Origin of the sequence: Actinoallomurus liliacearum, from assembly GCF_039542035.1 — a bacterium.
Taxonomy (GTDB): domain Bacteria; phylum Actinomycetota; class Actinomycetes; order Streptosporangiales; family Streptosporangiaceae; genus Actinoallomurus; species Actinoallomurus liliacearum.
Map to the genome: position 1 here is coordinate 160,373 of NZ_BAABHJ010000002.1, position 24,480 is coordinate 184,852.

Below are 24,480 nucleotides of genomic sequence, written 5' to 3' on the forward strand. Positions count from 1 at the left end.
GGTCATGCTAGAGAAACGGCCATGACGAGGTGGGGCAGGGCGGCCCGCGCAGGGCCGGGGTCACCGGGCGGCACGCCCCCGGTCACGGCCGAGCTCGGCCAGGCGGGTCAGGGCGGGCAGCGCCTCGGCGATCGCCTGCCGCTCCTCGGGGGCCAGCCGGGCGACCAGCGGGATCAGGTGGCCGGTCCGGTCGGCGTGGCGAGACCGGCAGATCCGCCGGCCGGCCTCGGTGATGTGCACGAGGACGACGCGGCCGTCGCCCGGGTCGGGGCGGCGCTCGACCAGTCCCTCCCGCTCGAGCCGGGTGACCAGCTGGGTGACGCCGGGCTGGGTGATCTGCTCGGTCCTGGCCAGGTCGGTCAGCCGCATCGGGCCGTCGCCGTACGCGAGGGTGTCCAGCACCGACAGAGTCGTGAACGGCAGCTTCTCCAGCGTGGGCAACCGAATGTAGAAGCGGTTGAAGTCCTCGATCGCCGTCGTGAAGGCGGCCACGTCCAGGTCGTCGTTCGCGGTGTCGTCCACGGCCGCCAGCTTAGGAGGTCACGCCGCACCGCTCGGAGGGAGGAGTTCGTCGTTGTGCCGGCCCAGGGCCGGGGTCGGCGTGGTGCCGGCCGGGGTGAAGCTGTCGTAGCGGGCCGGGGTGCGGATGACCGTCTCGGCGCGTTCGCCGTCGGTGACCGTGACGGCGAGCTGATTCTCGGCGAATTGCGGCGAACTGACCACCTCCCTCCATGTTTGTACGCGCGTGGCCATCAGCCCGGCCCGTTCGAAGATCTCCACCCACTCGGCGGCGGCATGCGCGCGGAGCGCCGCGGTCAACTCGGCGGTGAGTTCTCGCCGATGGAGGCCGCGTTGCCGCTGGTCGGCGAGCCGGGGATCGGCCGGCAGATCGGGGCGGCCGAGCACCTCAGTCAGCTTCTTCCAGTGCTTGGGCACATACGCGGCCAGCACGAGGTAATCGCCGTCGCCGCACCGGAAGGCGCCGCTGGGTTCGGTCGCGAACGGGCTCCGGCCGTCGGTGGGCCTGGGGGTGTTCGAAGCGGTGTTGGCCGCCATGGTGAGGCTGTTGGACTGCAGACTGCACGCCACGTCGTACATGGCGACGCGCACGACGTCCGCGACGCCGTGCCGCTCACGGTTCAGCAGGGCGGCGAGGACGGCCTGAGCCAGGACGTGCCCGGTGGCCGCGTCGACGATCGTGGAGCGCACGAACTCGGGCGTGCCGTCGCCGGACCGGAGGCCGGTCACCAGACCCGACTCGGCCTGGATCATCATGTCGATGCAGGGCCGCCGCCCCACCGGACCGTAACCGCCGTATCCGGACAGCGCCGCGTAGACCAGTCTGGGGTTGCGAGCCTGCAAGGTCTCGGCGCCCAGGCCGAGCCGGTCCATCACGCCGGGCCGGAAGCCGTCCAGGACGACGTCGGCGGTGTCGGCCAGGGCCAGCGCCTGCCGCAGTCCCTCCTCGGACTTGAGGTCGATCATGACGGACTTCTTGCCGCGGTTGTTGGGCAGGAAGTACGGCGCCACGTGCTCGAGGCCGGGGCGGCTCGAGGTGATCCGGCGGGCGGCCTCGCCGCCGGGTGCCTCGACCTTGATGACCTCGGCGCCGAGGTCGGCGAGCACGGTGCCGGCCAGCGGGCCGGCCACGTTCTGGGTGAAGTCCAGGACCCGGAAGCCGTCGAGCGGGCGGTGGGAGGGGGAAGCGGTCATGGTGACTCCCAGTCGAAGCTGTTGCCCCGGCGCTGATAATAGACTCTACCGGTCTGAAAATACGATGGGAGTATGTCCCTGCGCGACGCCGCACACAAGACGGCACGAGACGAGGGGCGGGGCCATGGCTGAGAGCACCGCGTCCGTCCGCGGCCGGCCGCGTGACCCCGATTTCGAGGACCGGGTCTTCGACGCCGTCATCGCGCTGTACGCCCGAGGCGGTCTGGAAGCGGTGAGCCTCGGCGCCGTCGCCCGCGAGGCCCGCGTCGGGAAGGCCTCGCTCTACCTGCGCTGGCCCGACAAGAAGGCTCTGCTCGTCGACGCGCTGAAGGCGCGGATCGTCCTGGACACCCACATCGAAACCGGCGATCTGCGAGCCGACCTACGGCGCCTCGCCGAGCAGATGCTCCTCCTGCTGTGGAGCGACGCCGGCCTCGCCTACATGCGCCGGATCGTGGACTCCTCCGTGCACCCGGAGGTCTTCGGCACCCCGCACCGGGAGGGCAGCCCGACCGTCCTGGCCGCACGGCGCCTGGTGCGAAGCGCCGTCGCCCGCGGCGAACTGCCCGAGGGTACGAGCCCGACCATTCTGATGGACATGCTCTTCGGCGCCGCCATGATGCACGCCACCGTCACCCCCGCCGCCATGCGCGACGCCGCCCGCGCGAACGCGGCCGACTACCTGGACGCCCTGGTCGAGACCATCCTCGCCGGGGTCACGGGCACCAGGCCTGAGGCCTCGGCGACCCTCCACTCGGGTCCGTGCGATGGGACCCAAAGTAACTCTGCGTGATCTTCAGGCCGTACTGTCCGGTTCGGCGAGGACGGCGCGGGCCAGTTCGCGGCCGAAGCCGGTGGAGCAGCCGGTGATGAGCCAGGTCTTCACGAGGCAAAGATCCCTTTCGTGCGGCGGCACCCAGGGCGCCGCCAGGTCGGTCGGTACGGGTGCGGTCCCGGTGCCGCGGGGCGATGGGGTGCCGCTCTTCCACGACATCACCGGCCGAGGGCCGGACAGAGGCCGGTAGCGGGGGAGAAATGTCCTGGTCAACGGCTTCCTAGGACGCAGCGACCCAGGCTCGTGGCGTTCCGCGGCCCCGGTCGGCGGGGAGCCTGGGGGTATGGCACGAAATGTGGATCTGAGTGAGTTCCTGCGCCGCTGCCGTGCCCGGATCAGCCCGGAGTCGGCGGGCCTGCCCGAGCGCGGCGCCTACCGGCGTGTGCCGAGCCTGCGGCGCGAGGAGGTCGCCCAGCTGGCCGGGGTGAGCACCGACTACTACACGCGGCTGGAGCAGGGCCGCCAGATCAGCCCCACGCCGGGTGTGCTGGAGGCGATCGCGGTCGCGCTGGGCATGGACGACGCCGAACGGGCCCACCTGTTCGACCTCGTGCGGTCGCAGCCCGGCGCCCGCCGGAGCCCGCCGCGGGTGCAGAGGGTTCGCTCCGGGCTGCATCGGTTCCTGGACTCCTTCACTGACCAGGCGGCCTTCGTCCTGGGGCGGCGCGGCGACGTCCTCGCCGCCAACCGGCTGGCCAAGGCGCTGCTGGCCGATTTCGACGCCATGCCCTACAGGGAGCGGAACCTCACCCGGTGGATCATCCTGGATCCGGCCGCCCGCGACCTGTACGTCGACTGGGAGAAGATCGCCTCGGAGATGACCGCGATTCTGCGCCTGGACGCCGGCCGCCACCCCGACGACACCCGCACCACCGAACTGGTGGGCGAGCTGTCGATGAAGAGCGAGCACTTCCGCCGCTGGTGGGCCGACCACAAGGTCCTGGACCGCAGCTTCGGCACCAAACGGTTCCGCCACCCCGTCGTCGGGCCACTGAGCATCGACTACCAAGCCTTCACAATGCCCGGCACCGACGACCAGACTCTCTTCATCTACCTGCCGACCGACGACCGGTCCTCGCAGGACGCCTGGCGCCTCCTGGCCAGCTGGGCCGCCGATCCCCTCCCCCGGACCGCAGCCGACCGGACCGCAGCTGGTCCCGCCGATTCCGCACACGACCCCAGGAGCACCTCGTGAGCACCACCCACCGCAAATCCGGCCGTCCCCTCGCCCTGGTGACCGGCGCGTCCGCGGGTATCGGCTGCCAGCTGGCCCTGCTGTTCGCCCGCGACGGCTACGACCTGGTCGCCACCGGCCGCAGCGACACCATCGACCGCGCCGCCGCCGACTTCGAACAGCACGGCGCCCACGTCGTTCCCGTACGGGCCGACCTGTCCGAACGCGACGGCGTCCAAGCGGTGTGGCAGGCCGTCCAGGAAACCGGCCGACCGCTGGAGTCGGCCGTGCTCAACGCCGGTCGCAGCATCGGCGGCGCGTTCCTCGACACCGATCTGGACGACGAACTCGACCTGCTCGCCCTCAACGTCACCTCCGTCGTCGCGCTCGCCAAGCCCGTCGTCCGGCACATGGCCGATCACGGCAACGGCAGAATCCTCATCACCTCGTCCCTGTCGGCGACGTTGCCCACCCCCTACGAGACCGTCTATGGACCCTCCCGCGCGTTCACGTACATGTTCGCCGAGGCACTGCGCCAGGAGATGAAGGACCGTGCGCCCGGCGTCACCGTCACCGCGCTGCTGCCCGGCGCCACCGACAGCGACTTCCACGCCCGCGCCGGAATGGGCAACACCGCCTTCGGGCCCGGCGCCAGGAAGAACAGCCGTGTCCAGGTCGCCGCCCAGGGGTACCGCGCCCTCATGGCCGGCAAAGACCACGTCATCGGCGGAGACCTGCGCACCAAACTCACCGCCCTGACCAACCGCCTGCTCCCCGAACCGTTCAAAGCCGCCCGCCACGCCCGCAAGGCCCGGCCCCGCGACACCGCGTCCCGGCAACGCGACACCGCCACGGCCTCCCGCTGACAGGCTGCCTGAATCATCAATCCGGCAGGCGCCTGATGAACCGAGCAGCCGGGATCACCGTCACCGTCCCTCGGATCCGTCATGGAAAGGGCGCACCCCGGTGTCGGGCTCGGTGCGGGTGAAGGCGTAGCGGCCCAGGAAGTGTCGCTGGCGTCGACTTGCTGCACGGCCGTCTAGCCCGGCGAACGGGGCATCCAGCACGTTTTTACTTTCCGAAATCGAATCATTCCGGAAAGTAGGGGTACATTTCGAAGTACTGAGGATTTTTTGTGCGTTGGCACCCGGGTCGGCGTCGCCCTCGGCGATAACGTGACTGGACCTTAACGGGCCCTTGGACAGGCCAGGCGAGCCGTCAATCTGCTGATCATCCCGCCGGGCATCACCGCGGCCGACTTCATGCCCGCCCTCGAGGACACGGCTGGTCTGTATCCGGCCGATCGCCTCACCACCGCTCGCCATCCGGTCAGCCTGGCTGCGGCGCCGGAACCTGACGGCCCGGCCACCCTGACAGAACACGCAGGACCGCGGCGACGACCGCGGAGCAACACCACTTCGTGACACGCACATCGCCTGTTCAGCGAGCGCGAGCCGTACCGGCACAGCCGACGGGCAACCCGTACCTTTCCGATCGGAGTATCGCAATGACTATCGCTGACACCGCCCCATTCGGCAGAGCCGATCCGTTGGCCCCGACAACGATCCAGTTGGCCGGTGAGATCGACTTGTTCACCGGCCCCACCCTGCGCGAGGCCTTGCTGAGCGTCCTGCTGCGCAGCAGGAGCCTGCTCATCCTTGACCTGTCCGGTGTGACCTTCTGCGACGCCCGGGGCCTGAGCGTCCTGGTCGGAATCCAAAACCGTGCCAGAGCGATGGGAATCTGTCTCGCCCTGACCGCGCCCCGCAGGAACATGTCCCGGCTACTGAATATCACCGGTTTGGACCGCACCATGCCGATTGTGCATACGAGCCCATCACGGCCCATCGCCGTCAACCGGAACGGAACCGATCCGAACCGACAGGCCGCAGCGGCCATGGAAAAGATGCAGTGATGAGGAATACTGAGGAACGCCGAGTGATGACCGGCCCGCCATCCCCGTCGATACCACGGCTCCTGCTGGGGAATGTCCCGTACGCTGCGGAACCCGCCTGCTCGTCCCACACACCGTTCGATGGTGCCTGGTGGCCCCGATCGGCTGATCCGTCCGCAGAGTTCCCGGGTCTCATCCGGGCACTCCAGGGCCCCGGCCCTCCGCGTGAGCACGGCCCTGTGATGCACATTCTGCGAGCAGCCGATCGGGCAGCAACTCCGACGGTAGCTGCGCCGAGATCGCGTCTGGAAATAGCGGTGACAGGCGTTGAGACAGGGCAGTACGGCCGGGGATGGCCGTAGTGGTTGGTTCGTCGGGGTCTGTACCTCACCTCGCGCTACCGACACCGCCAGCGGCGCTGGCGGTGTCGGGGCCGAGACTGGGGCCGCCGGCGCTGGTGAGCCGGCAGGTTCGCCGGCCTGCGCCGACGCCACAGACGGCCGGATCCCGGGCCGGTATGTTCGACAGCAAAGGCGAGCACCCCTCGGTAGCCAGCGCCCGAGTGGAGGGCCTCGGCGGCCGGAGGCGCGGACGGCGACCCATAGCCGAGAGCCGGTGACCGAGGCGATCACCGGACGCCGGCGATCGCCTCGGATCGGTCGTGCGGATCCTGTCGGTGCTCAGGCCGCTCAGGCCCGGTCGCAGAGCCGGGACCAGGCCTCGGTCAGCGTCTCGCGCAGGATGCGTTCGATCTCGTCGAAGTGCTCCTGGCCGCAGATGAGCGGCGGGGCCAGCTGGATCACCGGGTCGCCGCGGTCGTCAGCCCGGCAGATCAGGCCGGCGTCGAACAGCGCGGAGGACAGGAAGCCCCGCAGCAGCCATTCGGACTCGGCGGCGTCGAAGGTCTCGCGGGTGTCCTTGTCCTTGACGAGCTCGATGCCGTAGAAGTAGCCCGCCCCGCGGATCTCTCCCACGATCGGCAGGTCGGTCAGCTTCTCCAGCGTGGCGCGGAAGGCGGCCTCGTTGCCCCGGACGTGCTGGAGGACCCTCTCCTTCTCGAACAGGTCGAGGTTGGCGAGGGCGACCGCGGTGGAGACGGGGTGCCCGGCGAAGGTGATGCCGTGCAGGAAGGTGTCCGGGCCGTCGGCGAACGGCTCGACGAGGCGGTCGCTGACCATCATGCCGCCCAGCGGCGAGTAGCCGGAGGTGACGCCCTTGGCGAAGGTGATGATGTCGGGCTGGTAGCCGTACCGTTCGGAGCCGAAGTAGTGGCCGAGCCGGCCGAACGCGCAGATCACCTCGTCGGAGACCAGGAGCACGCCGTACTTGTCGCAGATCGCGCGGACCCGCTCGAAGTAGCCGGGGGGCGGCGGGAAGCAGCCGCCCGCGTTCTGCACCGGCTCGAGGAAGACGGCGGCCACCGACTCGGGGCCCTCCCGCAGGATGGCCCGCTCGATCTCGTCGGCCGCCCACTGCCCGAACCGCTGCGGGGAGTCGCCGTACTCGGGCGCGCGGTAGAAGTTGGTGTTGGGCACGCGGACCGAGCCCGGCACCAGCGGCTCGAACGGGTGCTTGATCGGCGCCAGGCCGGTGATCGACAACGCGCCCATGGAGGTGCCGTGGTAGGCGATGTCGCGGCTGATCACCTTGTAGCGGCCGTGCTGCCCGATCAGCTTGAAGTAGTTGCGGGCCAGCTTCCACGCCGACTCGACGGCCTCCGAGCCGCTGGCCGTGAAGAAGACGCGGTTCAGGTCGCCGGGGGCCAGAGCGGCGAGCCGCTCGGCCAGCTCGATCGCACTCGGGTGGGCGTAGGACCACAGCGGGAAGTACGCCAGCTCCCCGGCCTGAGCGCCCGCGGCGTCGGCGAGCTCGCGGCGGCCGTGCCCGAGCTGGGACACGAACAGGCCCGACAGCCCGTCGAGGTAGCGTCGGCCCTTGTCGTCGTAGACGTAGGCGCCCTCCCCGCGCACGATGACGGGCACGTCGGCGTCCTTGTAGGACGACAACCGGGTGAAGTGCATCCACAGATGACGTTTGGCGGCGTCCTGGAGGTTCATGAGTCTGCCTTCTCTCAGCGGGTTCCCCACGCGTAGGTCTGCTTGCGGAGCTTGAGGTAGACGAAGCTCTCGGTGCCGGCGACCCCGGGCACCGCCCGGATCCGGCCGAGGACGTGGAGGAGGTGGTCGTCGCTCTCACACACGATCTCGACCAGCAGGTCGAAGGATCCGGCGGTGATCACGACGTAGTCGATCTCGTCGAAATCGGCGAGCGCGTCGGCGACGGTCTCCAGGTCACTCTCGCATCGAACGCCGATCATGGCCTGCCGGAAGAAGCCGAGCGAGAGCGGGTCGGTGACCGCGACGATCTGCATCACACCCGATTCCAGCAGCCGCTGGACGCGCTGCCGCACGGCCGCCTCGGACAGTCCCACCGCCTTGCCCAGCGCGGCGTACGAGCTGCGGCCGTCCGCCTGGAGCAGCTCGATCAGCTTCTTGGACGTCTCGTCGAGGTGGTTGTTGCCCGTGCGCCGTCCGTTACCCACCGGCCGTGCGGCGGGTCCTTGATCGTCGGTCATCGCGGCCTCCTTGCTGCGACATCGTGGCAGATCAGAGCCGGAAGTCAAGGATTTCGTCGTGCAATCTGATCGTAACAACGGAATCGCTTGTTTTGGTCGATTTGTTCTGTCATGGTCGGCACATCACAGCCTGTACAGCCCGGAGGCCCGACCGTGATCTTGCGGAACTTCGTGGGCGGCGAGCACGTCGATGCCAAGGACGGCCGCACGTCCGATGTGATCGATCCCAGCACCGGGGAGACGTACGCCCAGGCGCCGTTGTCGGGGCCCGCGGACGTCGACGCCGCCATGACCGCCGCCGCGGCGGCGTTCGAGGAGTGGCGCGATGCCACGCCGGGTGAGCGAAGCCTGGCGCTCCTACGGATGGCCGACGCCATCGAGGCCCGGGCCGAGGACCTCGTCCAGGCCGAGTGCCGCAACACCGGCAAGCCGCTGCAGCTCACCCGGGACGAGGAGGTCGGCCCCATGGTCGACGAGTTCCGGTTCTTCGCCGGCTGTGCCCGGCTGCTGGAGGGACGGTCGGCCGGGGAGTACATGACCGACCACACCTCGATGATCCGCCGTGAGCCGATCGGCGTCTGCGCCCAGGTCACGCCGTGGAACTACCCGATGGTCATGGCGACCTGGAAGATCGCGCCGGCACTGGCGGCCGGCAACACGGTCGTCCTCAAACCGTCCGACACCACGCCCGTCACCACCCTGATGCTCGCCGAGATCGCCGCGGAGTTCCTGCCGCCCGGCGTGCTCAACGTGGTCTGCGGCGACCGGGACACCGGACGTGAGCTGGTCGACCATCCGATCCCCCAGATGGTCTCGGTCACCGGCTCGGTACGGGCCGGCATGCAGGTCGCCCGGCAGGCCGCCGACTCCCTGAAGAAGGTCCACCTCGAACTCGGCGGCAAGGCGCCGGTGCTCGTCTTCGACGACGCCGACGTCGCGAAGACCGCCCAGGGCATCGCCGAGGCCGGATACTTCAACGCCGGCCAGGACTGCACCGCGGCCACCCGCGTGCTGGCCACCCCCGGCGTCTACGACGACCTCGTCGTCGCGCTCGCCGAGCGGGCGAAGGCCACGAAGGTCGGCCCCCCGAGCGACGAGGACGCCTTCTACGGCCCGCTGAACAACGCGAACCAGCTCGACCGCGTCACCCGGTTCCTCGAACGGGCGCCCGCCCACGCCGAGGTCGTGACCGGCGGCGAGCGCGTCGGCGACCGCGGCTACTTCTACTCCCCCACCGTGGTCACCGGCCTGCACCAGGACGACGAGATGGTGCAGAGCGAGATCTTCGGCCCGGTCATCACGGTGCAGCGCGTCGCCGACGAGGACGAGGCGGTGCACATGGCCAACGGCGTGCCGTACGGGCTGGCCGCCAGCGTGTGGACACGCGACCACGGCCGGGCGATGCGCATGTCCAGACGACTCGACTTCGGCGCGGTCTGGATCAACACCCACATCCCGTTCGTCTCCGAGATGCCGCACGGCGGCTTCAAACACTCCGGCTACGGCAAGGACCTGTCGATGTACGGCTTCGAGGACTACACGCGGATCAAGCACGTCATGAGCTACATCGGAGCCGGCGCATGACCGAGCTGCGAGAGACCGAGGCCGGGGCCGCCGCGAAGATCGCCGCGATCGAACTGCGCGGCGTCGTCAAGAGCTTCCAGTCCCACGGCGAGACCGTCACCGCCGTCCGGGGCGTCGACCTGTCCATCGCCGAAGGCGAGTTCTTCTCGCTGCTGGGCCCGTCCGGGTGCGGCAAGACGACGACGATGCGCATGATCGCCGGGTTCGACGAGCCCACCGAGGGACAGATCATCCTGCACGGCGGCGACGTGGTGGGCGTGCCCCCGAACCGCCGCGACATCAACATGGTCTTCCAGTCCTACGCGCTGTTCCCGCACATGAGCGTGTTCGAGAACGTCGCGTTCGGGCTGCGCCGCAAGAACACCCCCAAGGATGAGGTGACCCGCCGGGTCGGGGAGATGCTGGAGATCGTGGACCTCACGGGCCGGGAGAAACGCCGGCCGCGCGAGTTGTCCGGCGGCCAGCAGCAGCGGGTCGCGCTGGCACGTGCGCTGGTCAACCGTCCCCGGGCGTTGCTCCTGGACGAGCCGCTCGGCGCGCTGGACCTCAAGCTCCGTCAGGCGATGCAGGTCGAGCTCAAGCGCATCCAGCGTGAGGTCGGCATCACCTTCGTCTACGTCACTCACGACCAGGGCGAGGCGCTGACGATGTCGGACCGCATCGCGGTCATGAACGAGGGCGTCATCGAGCAGCTCGGCCCGCCCCGACAGGTCTACGAACGGCCCGCCACCGCGTTCGTCGCCGGCTTCATCGGCACCTCGAACGTCCTGTCCGGCACCGTCGCCCGCACCGACGGCGATACGGCGGTCATCGAGCCGGGCCCCGGCGAGCGGATCCTCGTGCCGCACGCGAAGCCCGCCGCCGACGGCACCGTCGAACTGACCGTACGGCCCGAGAAGATCGCCATCGGCCTGCATCCCCCCGACGGGGAGGTCTGCGCGCTACGCGGCACCGTGACCGAGGTCGTCTACCTCGGCACGTTCACCAACTACACGGTGCGTACCTCCCTCGGGACCGACGTCGTGGTCTTCATGCAGAACGCCTCCTCCGCGGACGACGTCGCCGCGTCCGGGGACACCGCCTGGCTCTCCTGGGAGCCCCGCCACTCCTACGCGATCGGAGCATCATGAACGAGATCGACCCGGCGCTCCTGCGCGGCATGACCCGGAGCCGGCGCGACGCGTTGCGGCTGTTCGGCCTGGCCGGCGCCGGCCTCGGCCTCGCCGCGTGCGGCGTCAAGGGCCAGAAGGCGGCCCCAGCCGAGCAGAGCGACGTCCAGAAGTACTGGAACGGCAAGACCAAGCACGGCCACGTGAACTTCGCCAACTGGCCGCTGTACATGGACAAGGGCCGTACCCCGCTGAAGCAGTTCACCAAGGAGACCGGCATCGCGGTGACCTACCGCGAGGTCATTCAGGACGACCCGTCGTGGTTCGGCAAGATCCAGCCGCAGCTGCAGGCGAATCAGTCGATCGGGTACGACCTGATGGTCGTCACCAACGGCGTGTCGTTCACCAAGCTCACCGAGCTCGGCTACCTCGTGCCGCTGGACCACTCCAAGCTGCCGAACTTCACCAAGAACGCCGGCGCCGCGTACAAGAACGAGTCCTTCGACCCCGGCAACGTCTACAGCGTCCCGTACCAGACCGGGATCACCGGCATCGCCTACGACCCGACGAAGACCGGCCGCGAGATCACCAGCCTCGCCGACCTGTGGGACCCGAAGTTCAAGGGCAAGGTCGGGATGCTGTCCGACATCCAGGAGATCGGCAACTTCGGGATGATGGCGGTCGGCGTGAACCCGGAGAAGTCCACGCCGGACGACTGGAAGAAGGCCGGCGCCAAGCTGCAGGAGCAGAAGGCGCAGGGGATCGTCCGCAAGTACTTCGACCAGGACTACATCGACGCGCTCACCCGCGGTGACATCTGGCTGTCCATGGCCTACTCCGGCGACATCTTCCAGCAGAACCTGTCGGAGAAGTCGAACCTGAAGTTCGTCATCCCGCAGGAGGGCGGCACGATCTGGACCGACAACCTGACGATCCCGAAGACCGCCGAGAACCCGGTCGACGCCATCACGCTGATGGACTACTTCTACCGGCCGGATGTCGCCGCCCAGCTCGCCGAGATCGTCAGCTACGTGACGCCGGTCCCGGGCGCCAAGGACGTCCTCACGGCCGAGGCCGCCAAGGCCACCGGCGCGCGACAGAAGACGCTCCAGACGCTGGCGGCCAGCCCGCTGATCTTCCCCTCCGACGCCGACTACGCCCGGCTCCGGCATTACCGGAAGATGACGACGGCGGAGGAACAGCAGTACAACACGGTGTTCCAGCAGATCACGGCCGGGTGACCGATGCGCAGACGCCTCGCGCCGTACCTGCTCGTCCTGCCCGGCGGGCTCTGGCTCGCGATCTTCTTCGTGCTGCCGATGGTCGTCATGCTGTCGTTCTCGCTGATGCAGGGCGACGTCGTGAACGGCTTCCAGCTCACCTGGCACTGGCAGAACTACACCGACAGCCTGTCGGCATACGCCGACCAGCTGATCCGCTCCCTCGTGTACGGCCTGCTCGCGACGGCGGCGTGCGTTCTGCTCGCCTACCCGGCCGCGTACTGGATCGCCTTCCGCGGCGGCACGCGCAAGTCGACGTACCTGTTCCTGATGCTGCTGCCGTTCTTCGTGTCGTTCGTGCTGCGGACGTTCTCCTGGAAGTTCCTGCTGGCCGACGACGGCATCGTCCTGGGCCCGCTGAAGCACGCCGGGCTGCTGCCGGAGGACTTCCACGTGCTCGCCACCGGCTTCGCCGTCGTGGCCGGCCTGACCTACAACTACCTGCCGTTCATGGTGCTGCCGATCTACGTCGCGCTGGAGCGGGTGGACCCGCGGCTGATCGAGGCGGCGCAGGACCTGTACGCCGGCCGGGCGCAGGCGTTCCTGCGCGTGGTGCTGCCGCTGTCGGTGCCGGGGGTGTTCGCGGGCGTGCTGATGACGTTCGTCCCGGTCAGCGCCGACTACGTCAACGCGACGGTGCTGGGCGGCACGAACAACACGATGATCGGCAACGTCATCCAGAACCTCTACCTGGTGAACAACGACTATCCCCAGGCGGCGGCGCTGTCGTTCGCGCTAATGGCCATCCTGCTGCTCGGGATCTTCGCGTACGCGCGGGCGCTGGGCACCGAGGACGTATTGGAGGTGGCGGCCCGATGAGCGCAACCGTGACGGAGGCTGAGGCCGGGCCTGCGGTCCGCGCACGGCGGGGCCGAGGCCGCTGGGGCGACCGGATCCTGTACGCCTACACCTGGGCGATCATCGGCTGGCTGTGTCTGCCGATCGCCGTGATGATCGCGTTCGGGTTCAACGACGCCAAGGGGCGCCTCAACCTGACGTGGCAGGGCTTCACGGTCAAGTGGTACGGGAAGCTGTTCGCGGTTCCGGACCTGACCACGGCGCTGGTGAACTCGCTGACGATCGCGATCCTGGCCGCGCTCGGCGCGACGGTCCTCGGCACGCTGATCGGCCTGGCCCTGGGGCGTTACCGGTTCCGCGGTCAGGGCGCGCTGAATCTCGTGCAGTTCGCGGCGATCTCCGCCCCGGAGACCGTGATGGGCGCGTCCCTGCTGTCGTTCTTCGTCCAGTCGGGCGTGGGCCGGGGCTACCTGACGATCCTCGTCTCGCACATCATGTTCTCACTGTCGTTCGTGGCGGTCACCGTACGGGCGCGGGTGCTCACCCTCGACCCGTTCGTGGAGGAGGCGGCGCGCGACCTGGGAGCGAGCGGCTGGACGACGTTTCGGCTCGTCACCCTGCCGATGATCTTTCCCGCGCTGCTGGCCGGCGGGCTGCTGGCGTTCGCGCTGTCCATCGACGACTTCATCATCACGAGCTTCAACAGCGGCTCCACCCTGACGTTCCCGCTGTGGATCTGGGGCGCGCAGAAACAGGGGCTTCCGCCGCAGGTCAACGTCATGGGGACGTTGATCTTCCTAGCGGGCGTCCTCCTCGCGGTGGGCAACGCGGTGCTCGCCCGCAGGCGGCGGTGATCCGGCGATGAACGTCCTGGCGGCCCTGGCCGAGGCCGAGCCCACCCCGTACTGGCTGATGGACCCGGCGGCGCCCGAACCCGCGCCGGCCCTGGTCGGCTCGACCTCCTGCGATCTGGCCGTGGTCGGCGCGGGCTACACGGGCCTGTGGACGGCGCTGCGCGCCAAGGAGCGCGATCCGTCCCTGGACGTCGTCATCGTCGAGGCGGACGTGGCCGGCGGTGCCGCGTCCGGCCGCAACGGCGGGTTCTGCGCGGCGAGCCTCACCCACGGGCTCGGCAACGGCCTGTCCCGCTGGCGTGCGGAGATGCCTGTGCTCGAGCGGCTCGGCCGGGAGAACCTCGACGGGATCGAGGACACGGTGCGGCGCCACGGCATCGACTGCGACTTCGAGCGCACCGGTGAACTGAACGTCGCGACGGAGGACTGGCAGCTCGCCGATCTGCGGACGCTGGCCGAGGAGTCCGCGGCCCTCGGCCGGCCCGCCGAACTCCTGGACGCCGACGCCGTCCAGGCGGAGATCGCGTCGCCCACCTACAAGGGCGGGCTGTGGGACCGGGACGGCGTCGCGATGGTGCACCCGGCCAAGCTCGCCTGGGGACTGCGGCGGGCCTGCCTCGCGGCCGGCGTCCGGCTGTACGAGCGCACGCCCGTCGACGCGGTCGAGGACGAGCAGCACGGCCGGCTGCGGCTGCGCACCCCGTACGGCTCCGTCGACGCGGCGAAGGTCGCGGTCGGCACCGGCGCGTTCGCCGGGCCGCTGCGTCGCCTTCGGCACTTCGCCGTTCCGGTCTACGACTACGCGCTGGTCACCGAGCCGCTGTCCGCCGACCGGCTCGCGTCGATCGGCTGGCGCAACCGCCAGGGAGTCGGCGACGGCGGGAACCGGTTCCACTACTACCGGCTCACCGCGGACGGCCGGATCCTGTGGGGCGGCTACGACGCCATCTACCACTTCGGCGGTGGGGTCCCGTCGGCGCTGGACCGCCGCCCGCAGACGTTCGCGACGCTCGCCCGGCACTTCTTCGCGACGTTCCCGCAGCTGGAAGGGGTGCGCTTCAGCCATGCCTGGGGCGGCATGATCGACACGTGCAGCCGCTTCTGCGCCTTCTACGGCACGGCGTACGGCGGCCGGCTGGCGTACGCGGCCGGCTACACCGGCCTCGGCGTCGGAGCCACGCGGTTCGGGGCCGACGTCATGCTCGACCTGCTGTCCGGAGCGGACACCGAGCGAACCCGGCTCGAGATGGTGCGCTCCCGGCCCATGCCGTTCCCCCCGGAGCCGCTCCGCTACGGCGTCATCCAGCTCACCCGCTGGTCCCTCGCCCGCGCCGACCAGCACCAGGGCCGCCGCAACCTGTGGCTGCGCACCCTCGACCACCTGGGCGTCGGCTTCGACTCCTGACCGGCCGTACGTCCGCCTCGGCCAGGGCAGGCGGCCCTCGCCGAGGCGGACCTGCGCCGGACGGCGACTCGATCGCGGCTTTGTCGAGAGCCGTAGGCGAAGTGCGGGTTTTCGAACGGAAGCAGCCGCTGGCAACCGTTAGAGGTGCGTTAGGGTGCGGCCATGGACACGAGCGCGCCGCTGCTCGGCGAACCGCTGCCCATCGAGTTGATGAACACGCTGTGGGGCGACCGCGGCGGCGTGCACGACGCGCTCGACGGGTCGGCCGGCGCCGAGGCGTGGCTGCGGGCCGTCCTCCCCCGCATCGAGCCGATGACCGCGTCCGACCTCGACGCCCTGCCGAAGGAGGACCTCGACCACCTGGCCCGGCGGCTGCTCGGACTGCGCGACGCCCTGCGGCGGCTCGCGGCCGAGGCCACCGGCGACCTGCGACCGGCGGCGGCCGCTCCGATCCGGGAGCTGGAGGCCGCCGTCGCCGTGGTCAACGAGGCGGCCCGCGCCGTACCGCGGTGGTCGGCGCTGACGTGGACGCCCGGCGAGGCAGCGGGCCGCCTCACCCACGCCGACGGGCGGGCGGCCGACGCGACGGTCTCGGCCATCGCCGAGGAGGCCATCGACCTGTTCTGCGGGGACGACCGGTTGCGGCTACGCGCCTGCCCGGCCCCTGGATGCGTCCTGTACTTCCGCAAGGACCACCCGCGCCGTGAATGGTGCTCCGCGGCCTGCGGCAACCGGGCCCGCGCCGCGCGCCACTACCGGCGCCACCGCCACCCGGTCTCCTGAGGCCGGGATCACCTCGGCCTTCTTCCGATCCGCTGTCTCACGGTCGGCCTCGAAGGCCGGTCAGGGTGGTCCGCATGAGACGCTGGATCGCCGCCGGATCCTGCAGATCGGCGGCCGCGGCGAGGGCGTGCAGGCAGTAGCCGGCCAGTTCGTCGGCCGGTGCGTCCCTGCGTACGGCCCCGGCCGCCGCGGCGTCGGCCACCAGGTCCCGGACGAAGTCGCGCAGGTGCTGGTGGGCGGCGGCGACATGCTCACCGCGATGGAGGTCGGCGGCGATCTTGGAGTCGTGCCGTCCCTGGTGCGAGATCGCCGTGGCGTAGGCCGTCAGCACCGCCTCCAGCCGCGGCATGGCGCCTTCTGTGCCGTCGCGGAGCCGGTGCAGCCGGTCCAGATGCCGGTCGATCCGGCGTTCGTGCCAGGCACGAAGGATCGACTCGACGTCGGGGAAGTACTTGTACAGCGTCGCGCGCCCGATGCCGGCGTCCTTAGCGATCCCCGACATCGTCACGCCGGTCAGGCCGTGTTCGGCGACGAGGTCGGCAGTCGTGTCGAGGATCGCCTCGCGGACCGCGTCGCGATGCGCCGCGATCGTCTGGCTCCAGATTCTCGGCATTCCCGGATCGTACAGTGCGCCGCTTCCAGAGACAGGTGTATTGACAGAGACACTCTGTATCGCAAAACTTGCCGAAATTGCCCCCGGCGAGACGAGGAGTGCCGCATGTCCAAGCCGCCGTCCCACGAAGATCCCGGTCCCGCCGTCAGCGGCCGGCCCGACTCCGCACGGCACCGCCCACCACCGACATCGCAGCCCGCGTTCGCCGACGGACCGCCGTGGGACATCGGCCGACCGCAGCCGGCGCTGCTGGCGCTCGCCCACCAGGGCGCGCTGCGCGGACGGGTGTTGGACGTCGGCTGTGGCACCGGGGAGCACACGCTGATGGCGGCGGCCGCCCGGCTCGACGCGACCGGGATCGACCTCGCCGACGAGGCCTTGCGGACCGCCGGGCGGAAGGCACGGGAGCGGGGCCTGGCGGCGCGGTTCCTGCGGCACGACGCCCTGCGCCTGAGCGAACTCGGCGAACTCTTCGACACCGCCCTGGACTCGCTCCTCCTGCACGCCTTCGACGCGCCGGACCGCGCGGCCTACGCAGCCGGATTGCGTACGGTCCTGCGGCCAGGAGGCAGGCTGTTCGTACTCGGCTACAGCGACCGGCATACCGGTGAGCCGGACGTTCCGCACAAGCTGTCCCGCGCCGACATCGAGACCTGCTTCTCCGACGGGTGGCGGCTGGAGGCCGTCAGCGCCACCGTGTGCCTCACCCGTCGGCACGCCGACGGCGTCGCCGCCTGGCTCGTCACGTGTACCCGGATCTGAACCTTCTGGAAGGGACCCCGCGATGCCCGCTTCCCAAGCCGACGTTCCCACGAACCGCGCCGGCCGCTATCTCGCGCAGCTGTGCGGGCACGGCGCCCGGATGACCTCCCTCACCCTCCGCGGCGGCCACGGTCACGGCGGCGGAGTGGCGTCCACGCCGCGGCACGCCGAGTGGTCCGAGACCGACGGGGTCATCGAGTTCGACCGTGGACGCTGCACGCTGCACGCCACCGGCGACGGACTGCTGCTGCGCGTCGAAGCCGACGACCAGCAGCAGCTGCGCCGAATCCAGGACGCCGTCGCCGCTCGTCTGGAACGGATCGGACGGCGCGACGCGCTCACCGTTACCTGGCGGCCGACGCCGCCGGCCCCGTCCACGGACGCCTGCGCTCCCTGATTCGAGCGGCCCTCGTGCCGACGATCGGCACCGCCGCATCCGTCCTGTTGTTCAACGGTCTTCCTCGTCGGCGGGGAAGGTCCGAGTCAGCAGAGGCACGAGCAGGTTGTCCACCAGGTCGGCCAGGAAGTCGTGGTCGAGCGGCCGGCCGAGGATCATCCGGCGCATGACCTGGCCCTCGGCCACCTGATGCGCCAGCCGGGTCGATGTACAGGCGGACACCTGCCACGGGCCACCGCGTGCTCCACGACCGTCCGGAACAGTCCCCGATCCTCATCCGCGACGTGCGTGCGTGCGTGCGCAGGCTGTCGGCCAGTTCAGCGTCAGTCCGCATCGCGTGAATCAGCCCGGTCATCATGGTCAGGTACCGGTCGTCGACCTGATCGCACAGTAGGTTCAGGGCTGCCAGCAAGTAACCCCGCAGTGTGCCGGCGATCTCCCCGAGCAACTCGATCGTCGCCGTCAGGATCGCCTGCTCGCGCGCAACGCCTCTGACCATACCCACCCAACCGAGGGGAACAACCGGCGCGCCCACCACTACGGGGCCCTGGCACAGAGGCTGTCGGATACGTACACGGTGCGCGTGATCGAGCGGCGAGGACGTGGCCGGAGCGGGCCGCAGGGCCCGGGCTACGGGGTCGAGGCCGAGGTCGACGACGCGATCGCCGTCATGGAGCACACGGGCTCAAGCCTGGTCTTCGGGCACAGCCACGGCGGTCTGGTCGCCCTGCACCTCGGGCTGCGGAGAACGGTGGCCGCGCTGATGGTGTACGAACCGGGCGTGAGCATCGCAGGGTCCTTCGACGCCCGTTGGCTGCCGTCCTTCACCCACCTGCTGCAGAACGGCAAGCGCGTCGCGGCGATGGCGACCTTCCTCAAGGGCACCCGCCTGACTCCCATTGGGGACGCGCCGACGCCCGTGTTCCGCGCGCTGGCGTTCTTGCTGCTGCGCGGGGCCGACGGGCACGACACGTCGGCGATGATGGCGACGACTCCGGCCGAGATCGGCGAGATCGCCCGTCTGGACTCCGACGGCACCAGGTACGCGGGCATCGCATCCCCGACGTTGCTGATGGGCGGCGGGAAGTCGCCCACCTATCTGACCGGTGTGCTCCCCCGCCTGGCAGGAGTGATCCCCGACGCCCGACACGTGATCTTGCGTGGGCTGGACCACAACGCCCCCGATCTGAACGCGCCTCACGTGGTCGCCGAGCAGATCCGTGCCTTCACCCAGGTGCGGCTCCCCGAAGAGCGACCCCAGTAGCAGGGACAACCCGTGTCGAGCCCGCACGCAGGACCGGGTTCCAGGTGCGGGCGGATCTGGAGCGGGTGTTCTTCCTCGATGATGAGGACCGGGCGGCCGCTCGTGACTTCGCGCGGACCGGGGCGGTGCGCAGTCGGGCAGGTTTGACCGGTGTCAGTCGCCGTCGAGGATGAAATCGGCTATAGCGGCAGCCACGGCTTCGGGCTGCTCATCGGGGATGAAGTGTCCAGCGTCGGGCACGACGACTCCGGTGGCGTCGTCGGCCCATGGGCGGATGGAGGCCGCCATGTCCGGGATGGAGCCGTGGCTGCTGGAGATTCCGAGGATGGGCACGGTGAGGTGCTGCCGCTTGAGCGCCTCGTGGTTCTTGCGCGCCGACTCGGCGGCGTCTCGGTAGTAGGCGAGGGAGGCGCGGAGGCCACCGTCGACGGCGACGGCCGCTGCGTAGTGGTCGAGCTCGGCGTCGTCGAACGTGTCGGGAGAGAGGGCCTTCATTCTCAGGAACCAGCCGACGTAGTCCCGTTCGCGGCCGGCGAGCAGCGTCTCGGGCAGGTCGGGCACAAGGTGGAACGCGAAATGCCAGGTCTTCCACGCCCGATCCGGGTCGGTGGGAATCGCTTCCGGGAGGGTGATGCCGGGAATTCCGGCGTCGAGCAGAGCGACCCCGCGCAGTTGGCTCTCGAATTGAAGTGCGAGGGAGAAAGCGACCCAGGCGCCGATGTCGTGGGCGACCAGCCAGTAAGTCGACACTCCGAGAGCCTTCACGGCGGCGTGGACGTGCGCGGCGACCGTGTGCGTGTCGTAGCTGCGCTCCGGACGCTCGGAGTGGCCCTGCCCCGGCAGGTCGATCGCGATGACGTGGAACCGGCCGGCGAGGCTGGGCATCGCCTTTCGCCAAGCCCACCAGGTTTGCGGGAATCCGGCGAGCAGGACAACAGCCGGGCCGGTCGGCCGGCCGCCTTCGATGGCATGAAGGCGGACGCCGTCCGCGTCGACCCAGCGGTGAGTGAATCCCGCCAGGTCGTGCAGTGGCAGGTCGCGGACCGGGTTGCTTTCGCAGACGCGCCAAGCGCTGGTCGCAGGGTCAGCCACGGGGATCCTCCATCGGTGTCAGGTGTGCTCGTTCGGTGCTTCGCCCGAGGGTGAGGCCCACGAGCGCGGTGCAGATGACGAGAGCGGCCAGCGTGGTGCTCGAAATCCGGGTCCCGACGGGGAGGCCCGGCCATGACCATGCTTGGAGGCTAACACATCTTGAACTGATCAGTTCAAGATAGGATGGTGCGCAGCGCAGCCCGAGACATCAACACACCGGCAAGGAAGTGCCACGTGGCAGGCAAGAAGCAGTTCGACATGGACACGGCGCTTGACGCCGCGATGATCCAGTTTTGGCGCGCCGGCTACGCCGACACCTCAGTGGACGATCTGTCCCGGGCAACCGGCCTGAACCGCAGCTCCATCTACTCCTCGCTCGGCGACAAGGACACGCTCTTCCTGCGCTGCTTGGATCGCTATGCTGCGCGCTACGGCGACAAGTACGACGCCGCCCTGTCGTGTGCGGCCTCGGAGCCTCTTACAGCCGTTCGTGCGTTCTTCGACGTCACCCTCGAGCGCATCGCCGATCCCGAACTGCCGGATGGATGCCTGGTCGCCCAATCGGCCATGGCAATCCCGGTGCTGAGCCCGAGCGTCGCGGCGCACGCGAAGGAGGTGCTGGGCTTGCAGCGCTTGCGTATACGCGCCGCACTGAAGGCCGGCCGATTGACCGACCAGGACGCCGAGGCCTTCGCTGAACACGTGGCGGCCGTGAACCAGTCTCTCGCCGTCATGAGCAGAGCCGGGGCGAGCCCGGCGCAGCTTTTGGCCATTGTGGGCGTAACCGTCGACGCGCTCTCACAGGCGTTGCGCACGCGCGACCAGCACCCCAGGGCAACATCAGCCGAACCGACCACCCGCGAAGTACGGGACTAGCCGCCCGAGCCGGTAGCCGACGGCGGTACCTCAACTACTCACACCCGTGGTCCCCGCAATCGCGAGCCGGCGGCCTCTGCGCCGGCCGATGGCCGACCCGACCGAGGCCGGTGGGTCGGGGCCGAACGGGGCGGAACCGAAGCCGCTGACCTCCGGCTTCAACTGGATCAGAGGTTCGTTAACACGCTCTAGCGCCGCTGGCCGTTCGGTTGCTGCTCAAGGGCCGCGTCAGCGGGACCTGCGGAACGCGGACCGGTAGGCGTTCGGGGTCGTACCGGCGACACGCTTGAAGCGTTCCCGGAAGGCCGTGGCGGATCCGAAGCCCGCCTGGACGGCGATCCGCTCCACGGAGTGGTCGGTGTGCTCGAGCAGGTACTGCGCCCGTCTGACCCGAGCGCGTAGCAGCCACTGCAGCGGTGTCGTACCGGTGTGCTCGCGGAAGCGGCGGCTGAAGGTGCGGGTGCTCATACCGCAGCGGGCGGCCATGACCTCCAGGGTGAGGTCTTCTCCGAGGTGGTCCTCGATCCAGGTCAGCGTCGGCTCGAGCAGCGAACCGCGGGGCACCGGATGCTGCTCGTGAACGATGTACTGCGCCTGGCCGCCCTCGCGTTCCAGGGGGGTGACGGCCAGGCGGGCGGCGTCCGCCGCGATGGCCGAGCCCAGATCGCGGCGGACCATGTGCAGGCACAGGTCCAGTCCCGCGGACGCGCCGGCCGAGGTGAGGAACTGCCCGTTGTCCACGTAGAGCACGTCGGGCCGCACGTCGACCTTCGGGAACATCTCGGCGAACAGCTTCGCCGCAGTCCAGTGCGTGGTCGCGGCCAGACCGTCCAGCAGCCCGGTGGCGGCCAGGGGGAAGGCGCCGCCGCAGATCGAGGCGATGCGGGTGCCGCGAGCGGCCGCGTCGCGCAGCGCCTCCAGCGCGGTGGCCGGTGGCGGCTCCGCGGTCTCGCTACCGGGGACGATGATCGTGTCGGCGTCCGCGAGAGCGTCCAGCCCCCACGGCGGGTGGATGGTGAAGATCTCGGTCGCCACCTGCGGCTGCGTTCCGCACACCTGCACTCGATAAGGACGACGCCCGTCCGGCAGGCGGACCCGGCCGAACACCTCCACCGGAATGGCCATGTCGAAGACCACCGTCTGATCCAGCACCAGGATCGCCACCGTATGCACGAACGCAGCGTACGCCGAGTTCCGGCCAACGGGCGGCCGTGCGTCATGTTGACGGCAGAAGGAATTTCGCAGTTCAGCGAGTTGGCGAGAAGTCGTTGGAAACTGTCGATCCAGCCTGTGGCCCGGACCTGCGAGGTCTCCTAGCGTGAACGTGGCAGCGATCTCGGGCCCTCCCCGATGAGCGCCTGACCCCTTTCCCTCCCCCGCACCGAGAGCCCACATACACGGCGATGACCAAGATCCTCCTCATCCTCCACGTACTCGCGGCGGTCATCGCCGTGGGACCCGTGACCGTCGCGGGCAGCTTGTTCCCCGCCGCGGCCCGTAAGGCGGCCGGCGCACCCGACGCGACCGAAGCGGTCGCCGCCGTACGCCTCCTGCACCGCATCTGCCGGGTCTACGCCGTCGTCGGCCTGGCCGTCCCCGTGTTCGGCCTCGCGACCGCCGGCAGCCTGCACGTCCTGGGCACCGCCTGGCTGATCGTGTCGATCGTGCTGACCGGCGTCGCCGCCCTCGTGCTCGCGCTGCTGGTCCTCCCGGCTCAGGAGAACGTCCTCGCCGGCCTGGCCGGCACCGGTTCCGAAGTCGCGGCGGCGGCACGGCCCGAGCCCGCGCGAATTAAACGGCTGGCCATGCTGACCGGCGTCTTCAACCTGCTGTGGGCCACGGTCACCGTCCTGATGATCGTGCGCCCCGGCTCGACCACGGGAGTGTGACCCCATCGCCGCACCCACCGCATCGACGCCACGGCCGGCCCGGAGGCCGCTGCGCGTCTCCGCGACCGTCGAGCTGGTCAGCCTCGCCGTCCTGCTCCTCAACATGGCGACGGTGGACGTCTCCGGAATCGCCGCGCTCTTCGGTCCCGTCCACGGCATCGCCTGGCTGTTCGGCATCTTCGCCGCCTGGCGCGACCCGCGTCGGACCACGGGGATCACGGTGTGCGCCGCCATCCCCGGCATCGGCGGCATGCTCGCACTGCGCGCGCTCGGCCGCGCCTGAGCGCGGTACCGAGTCGGGGCATGGGCCAGACCCCACCGGGAGGTGCTCGGCTACATCCGCGCGGTCAGGGCAGGCGCAACCGGTCGACGGCGTCGCGGCGCTGCCGTTCGGGGCGGCGGTCATAACGCGCCGTGGTGGCCGGAGAGGCGTGACCGACGAGCTGCTGGGCGGTGGCCAGATCGACTCCGGCGTCCAGCAACTCGCCGATGAAGGTACGGCGGAAGTCGTGCGGCGTGTGCGGTGGGACGCCCGCCTGCGCCAGCCGGCGGGCGAGGATGCCGGCGATCGCCTGGCCCGTGGGGTGGGCCAGCGCTCCGTCCCGGATCCGGCAGCGGCCGACCCTGCTGATCGGCGGGAACAGCGCTCCGGGCCCACGGCCGCGAACGGCGATCCAGGCGTCCAGGCGGGTCGCCGCCTCGACCGTCACGAAGACGAGCCGCTCCTTGTCGCGCTTGCCGCGTACCCGCAGTGACCGCTCCGCCGGGTCGTAGTCGCCGATCGCCAGCCCGGCGATCTCTCCGCGTCGGGCGCCGGTGGTGTACAGGGCGGCGAGCAGCGCGGAGTCACGCCGCCCGGCCGGTGAGGGGTCGGCGTCGCACACGGCCAGCGCCGCGCCCAGGGAGCGGTCCGGGATGTGGTGACCGCGCGGCAGCCGGGCCCCCTCCACCGACTTCAGGTCGACGGCACGCTGATAGTCCTCGGCGGTCATCAGCCCGAGCCGCCAGCACTCGCGCAGGACCTGCCGCAAGGCCACCAGGTGCTTGTTGATCGACGACGGCGAGTAGGCCGGCCGCCCGTCCTCACTCGTCCTGGCGCGCAGTTCGGCGCGGATGCGCGTCGTGTGCTCGTAGCGGAGCAGCCACCACGGGCGCCCGGCCCCGGTCACGGTGTCGTCCATGGCGATGATCCGGGCGACACGGTCCAGGCAGCCGCGCATCGTCCGCCGCGACTGCTCGCTGTCGAGCCGGTCCAGATAGACGCGGTACGGGTCGCGCTCGGGGTCGTACGCCGCCGGCAGGCCGGGAGCCCCCCAGTCGTGCAGGGCGCGCCCGTCGGTCGGTGACAGCCGGGCCGGTGTGCCGGCCCGGTGGATCCGATGAGGGATCGGTGCGCTCGCCTGAGGTTCGTCTTCGGTCATCGGCGGACCATCCTGTCATCCAACGGCGGCCTTCTTCGAGCGGTGCGCCTTCGTCCTCTACGGGTGTCACCGTGATCAAGTCCAGCGCCTTACGCGGAAGGGGCGAACGCGGCTGCCGCGGACACCTATGCGTACATTTGTTCCTAGCGAGTGTACATTTGT

The 24,480-nt window shown here is 70.0% G+C and carries 28 protein-coding genes; 18 read left to right on the forward strand and 10 right to left on the reverse strand.

The window, feature by feature from the left end; translation table 11 throughout:
* Nucleotides 1-60: 60 nt before the first annotated feature.
* Both ABD978_RS03235 and ABD978_RS03240 read right to left on the reverse strand, forming a co-directional pair.
* Nucleotides 61-522 carry a MarR family winged helix-turn-helix transcriptional regulator gene (locus ABD978_RS03235; RefSeq protein ID WP_345347974.1) on the reverse strand — a complete coding sequence of 154 codons (462 nt, stop codon included), beginning with the start codon at nt 520-522 and terminating at the stop codon, nt 61-63.
* An 18-nt stretch (nt 523-540) separates the two neighbouring features.
* Nucleotides 541-1,713: a CoA transferase gene (locus ABD978_RS03240; protein ID WP_345347977.1), complete on the reverse strand. Its 1,173-nt coding sequence runs from the start codon at nt 1,711-1,713 to the stop codon at nt 541-543.
* A 124-nt stretch (nt 1,714-1,837) separates the two neighbouring features.
* Between ABD978_RS03240 and ABD978_RS03245 the strand changes: the two genes are divergently transcribed.
* The 3 genes from ABD978_RS03245 to ABD978_RS03255 all read left to right on the forward strand — a co-directional run bounded on the left by ABD978_RS03245 (nt 1,838) and on the right by ABD978_RS03255 (nt 4,588).
* Nucleotides 1,838-2,506, forward strand: a complete 669-nt coding sequence (locus ABD978_RS03245) for a TetR/AcrR family transcriptional regulator (protein WP_345347980.1) — start codon at nt 1,838-1,840, stop codon at nt 2,504-2,506.
* A gap of 325 nt (nt 2,507-2,831) precedes the next feature.
* Nucleotides 2,832-3,743, forward strand: coding sequence for a helix-turn-helix transcriptional regulator (locus ABD978_RS03250; protein WP_345347983.1), 912 nt, complete (start codon nt 2,832-2,834; stop codon nt 3,741-3,743).
* Nucleotides 3,740-4,588, forward strand: a complete 849-nt coding sequence (locus tag ABD978_RS03255; protein WP_345347986.1) for an SDR family NAD(P)-dependent oxidoreductase — start codon at nt 3,740-3,742, stop codon at nt 4,586-4,588. The genes ABD978_RS03250 and ABD978_RS03255 overlap by 4 nt, the downstream gene beginning before the upstream one ends.
* Before the next feature lie 60 nt (nt 4,589-4,648).
* Here the strand turns inward: ABD978_RS03255 and ABD978_RS03260 are convergent, their stop codons facing one another.
* Nucleotides 4,649-5,047 carry a hypothetical protein gene (locus tag ABD978_RS03260; protein ID WP_345347989.1) on the reverse strand — a complete coding sequence of 133 codons (399 nt, stop codon included), beginning with the start codon at nt 5,045-5,047 and terminating at the stop codon, nt 4,649-4,651.
* Nucleotides 5,048-5,229: 182 nt separating this feature from the next.
* Here ABD978_RS03260 and ABD978_RS03265 point away from each other — a divergent pair, with 182 nt between their 5' ends.
* A complete protein-coding gene (locus ABD978_RS03265) occupies nt 5,230-5,637 on the forward strand; it encodes an STAS domain-containing protein (RefSeq protein ID WP_345347992.1) in 408 nt (135 codons plus the stop codon).
* Nucleotides 5,638-5,663: 26 nt separating this feature from the next.
* Nucleotides 5,664-5,978, forward strand: coding sequence for a DUF5994 family protein (locus ABD978_RS43720; protein ID WP_425550674.1), 315 nt, complete (start codon nt 5,664-5,666; stop codon nt 5,976-5,978).
* Nucleotides 5,979-6,305: 327 nt separating this feature from the next.
* Here the strand turns inward: ABD978_RS43720 and ABD978_RS03270 are convergent, their stop codons facing one another.
* On the reverse strand, nt 6,306-7,673 hold the full coding sequence (locus ABD978_RS03270; RefSeq protein WP_345347995.1) for an aspartate aminotransferase family protein: 1,368 nt from the start codon (nt 7,671-7,673) through the stop codon (nt 6,306-6,308).
* Between the two features lie 14 nt (nt 7,674-7,687).
* The gene (locus tag ABD978_RS03275; RefSeq protein WP_345347998.1) at nt 7,688-8,191 is read right to left on the reverse strand and encodes an Lrp/AsnC family transcriptional regulator; all 504 of its coding nucleotides are present in this window, start codon (nt 8,189-8,191) and stop codon (nt 7,688-7,690) included.
* 111 nt (nt 8,192-8,302) lie between these two features.
* On the opposite strand from ABD978_RS03275, the gene ABD978_RS03280 reads away from it, so the two are divergent.
* The 7 genes from ABD978_RS03280 (at nt 8,303) to ABD978_RS03310 (ending at nt 16,004) form a co-directional block, all read left to right on the forward strand.
* Nucleotides 8,303-9,775, forward strand: a complete 1,473-nt coding sequence (locus ABD978_RS03280) for a gamma-aminobutyraldehyde dehydrogenase (protein ID WP_345348001.1) — start codon at nt 8,303-8,305, stop codon at nt 9,773-9,775.
* Nucleotides 9,772-10,905, forward strand: coding sequence for an ABC transporter ATP-binding protein (locus tag ABD978_RS03285; RefSeq protein ID WP_345348004.1), 1,134 nt, complete (start codon nt 9,772-9,774; stop codon nt 10,903-10,905). The genes ABD978_RS03280 and ABD978_RS03285 overlap by 4 nt, the downstream gene beginning before the upstream one ends.
* The gene (locus tag ABD978_RS03290; RefSeq protein WP_345348007.1) at nt 10,902-12,125 is read left to right on the forward strand and encodes a polyamine ABC transporter substrate-binding protein; all 1,224 of its coding nucleotides are present in this window, start codon (nt 10,902-10,904) and stop codon (nt 12,123-12,125) included. The genes ABD978_RS03285 and ABD978_RS03290 overlap by 4 nt, the downstream gene beginning before the upstream one ends.
* A 3-nt stretch (nt 12,126-12,128) precedes the next feature.
* A complete protein-coding gene (locus ABD978_RS03295; protein WP_345348010.1) occupies nt 12,129-12,983 on the forward strand; it encodes an ABC transporter permease in 855 nt (284 codons plus the stop codon).
* Complete coding sequence (locus ABD978_RS03300; RefSeq protein WP_345348013.1) at nt 12,980-13,816, forward strand: ABC transporter permease; 837 nt, start codon at nt 12,980-12,982, stop codon at nt 13,814-13,816. The genes ABD978_RS03295 and ABD978_RS03300 overlap by 4 nt, the downstream gene beginning before the upstream one ends.
* 7 nt (nt 13,817-13,823) lie before the next feature.
* A complete protein-coding gene (locus ABD978_RS03305) occupies nt 13,824-15,221 on the forward strand; it encodes an NAD(P)/FAD-dependent oxidoreductase (protein WP_345348016.1) in 1,398 nt (465 codons plus the stop codon).
* A gap of 162 nt (nt 15,222-15,383) precedes the next feature.
* The gene (locus ABD978_RS03310; RefSeq protein WP_345348019.1) at nt 15,384-16,004 is read left to right on the forward strand and encodes an ABATE domain-containing protein; all 621 of its coding nucleotides are present in this window, start codon (nt 15,384-15,386) and stop codon (nt 16,002-16,004) included.
* 37 nt (nt 16,005-16,041) lie between these two features.
* On the opposite strand, the gene ABD978_RS03315 is transcribed toward ABD978_RS03310, so the two are convergent.
* Complete coding sequence (locus ABD978_RS03315; RefSeq protein WP_345348022.1) at nt 16,042-16,617, reverse strand: TetR/AcrR family transcriptional regulator; 576 nt, start codon at nt 16,615-16,617, stop codon at nt 16,042-16,044.
* 105 nt (nt 16,618-16,722) lie between these two features.
* Between ABD978_RS03315 and ABD978_RS03320 the strand changes: the two genes are divergently transcribed.
* Nucleotides 16,723-17,379, forward strand: coding sequence for a class I SAM-dependent methyltransferase (locus ABD978_RS03320; RefSeq protein WP_345348025.1), 657 nt, complete (start codon nt 16,723-16,725; stop codon nt 17,377-17,379).
* Nucleotides 17,380-17,401: 22 nt separating this feature from the next.
* Entirely contained in the window at nt 17,402-17,776 is a 375-nt protein-coding gene (locus ABD978_RS03325; RefSeq protein ID WP_345348029.1) for a DUF2218 domain-containing protein, read from the forward strand.
* A gap of 51 nt (nt 17,777-17,827) precedes the next feature.
* Here the strand turns inward: ABD978_RS03325 and ABD978_RS03330 are convergent, their stop codons facing one another.
* Nucleotides 17,828-17,998, reverse strand: coding sequence for a hypothetical protein (locus tag ABD978_RS03330; protein ID WP_345348032.1), 171 nt, complete (start codon nt 17,996-17,998; stop codon nt 17,828-17,830).
* 250 nt (nt 17,999-18,248) lie between these two features.
* Between ABD978_RS03330 and ABD978_RS03335 the strand changes: the two genes are divergently transcribed.
* On the forward strand, nt 18,249-19,040 hold the full coding sequence (locus ABD978_RS03335; protein WP_345349554.1) for an alpha/beta fold hydrolase: 792 nt from the start codon (nt 18,249-18,251) through the stop codon (nt 19,038-19,040).
* 153 nt (nt 19,041-19,193) lie between these two features.
* Here ABD978_RS03335 and ABD978_RS03340 read toward each other — a convergent pair whose 3' ends face one another.
* Nucleotides 19,194-20,132, reverse strand: coding sequence for an alpha/beta fold hydrolase (locus tag ABD978_RS03340; protein WP_345348035.1), 939 nt, complete (start codon nt 20,130-20,132; stop codon nt 19,194-19,196).
* Between the two features lie 234 nt (nt 20,133-20,366).
* On the opposite strand from ABD978_RS03340, the gene ABD978_RS03345 reads away from it, so the two are divergent.
* Nucleotides 20,367-21,008: a TetR/AcrR family transcriptional regulator gene (locus tag ABD978_RS03345; protein WP_345348038.1), complete on the forward strand. Its 642-nt coding sequence runs from the start codon at nt 20,367-20,369 to the stop codon at nt 21,006-21,008.
* 228 nt (nt 21,009-21,236) lie between these two features.
* Here ABD978_RS03345 and ABD978_RS03350 read toward each other — a convergent pair whose 3' ends face one another.
* Nucleotides 21,237-22,181 (reverse strand): GlxA family transcriptional regulator, encoded by a 945-nt coding sequence (locus tag ABD978_RS03350; RefSeq protein ID WP_345348041.1) that lies wholly within the window; start codon nt 22,179-22,181, stop codon nt 21,237-21,239.
* Between the two features lie 230 nt (nt 22,182-22,411).
* Between ABD978_RS03350 and ABD978_RS03355 the strand changes: the two genes are divergently transcribed.
* Both ABD978_RS03355 and ABD978_RS03360 read left to right on the forward strand, forming a co-directional pair.
* On the forward strand, nt 22,412-22,897 hold the full coding sequence (locus ABD978_RS03355) for a DUF2269 family protein (RefSeq protein ID WP_345348044.1): 486 nt from the start codon (nt 22,412-22,414) through the stop codon (nt 22,895-22,897).
* A gap of 112 nt (nt 22,898-23,009) precedes the next feature.
* Entirely contained in the window at nt 23,010-23,180 is a 171-nt protein-coding gene (locus ABD978_RS03360; RefSeq protein ID WP_345348047.1) for a hypothetical protein, read from the forward strand.
* A 64-nt stretch (nt 23,181-23,244) separates the two neighbouring features.
* Here the strand turns inward: ABD978_RS03360 and ABD978_RS03365 are convergent, their stop codons facing one another.
* Nucleotides 23,245-24,318 carry a tyrosine-type recombinase/integrase gene (locus ABD978_RS03365; RefSeq protein WP_345348050.1) on the reverse strand — a complete coding sequence of 358 codons (1,074 nt, stop codon included), beginning with the start codon at nt 24,316-24,318 and terminating at the stop codon, nt 23,245-23,247.
* Nucleotides 24,319-24,480 lie beyond the last annotated feature (162 nt).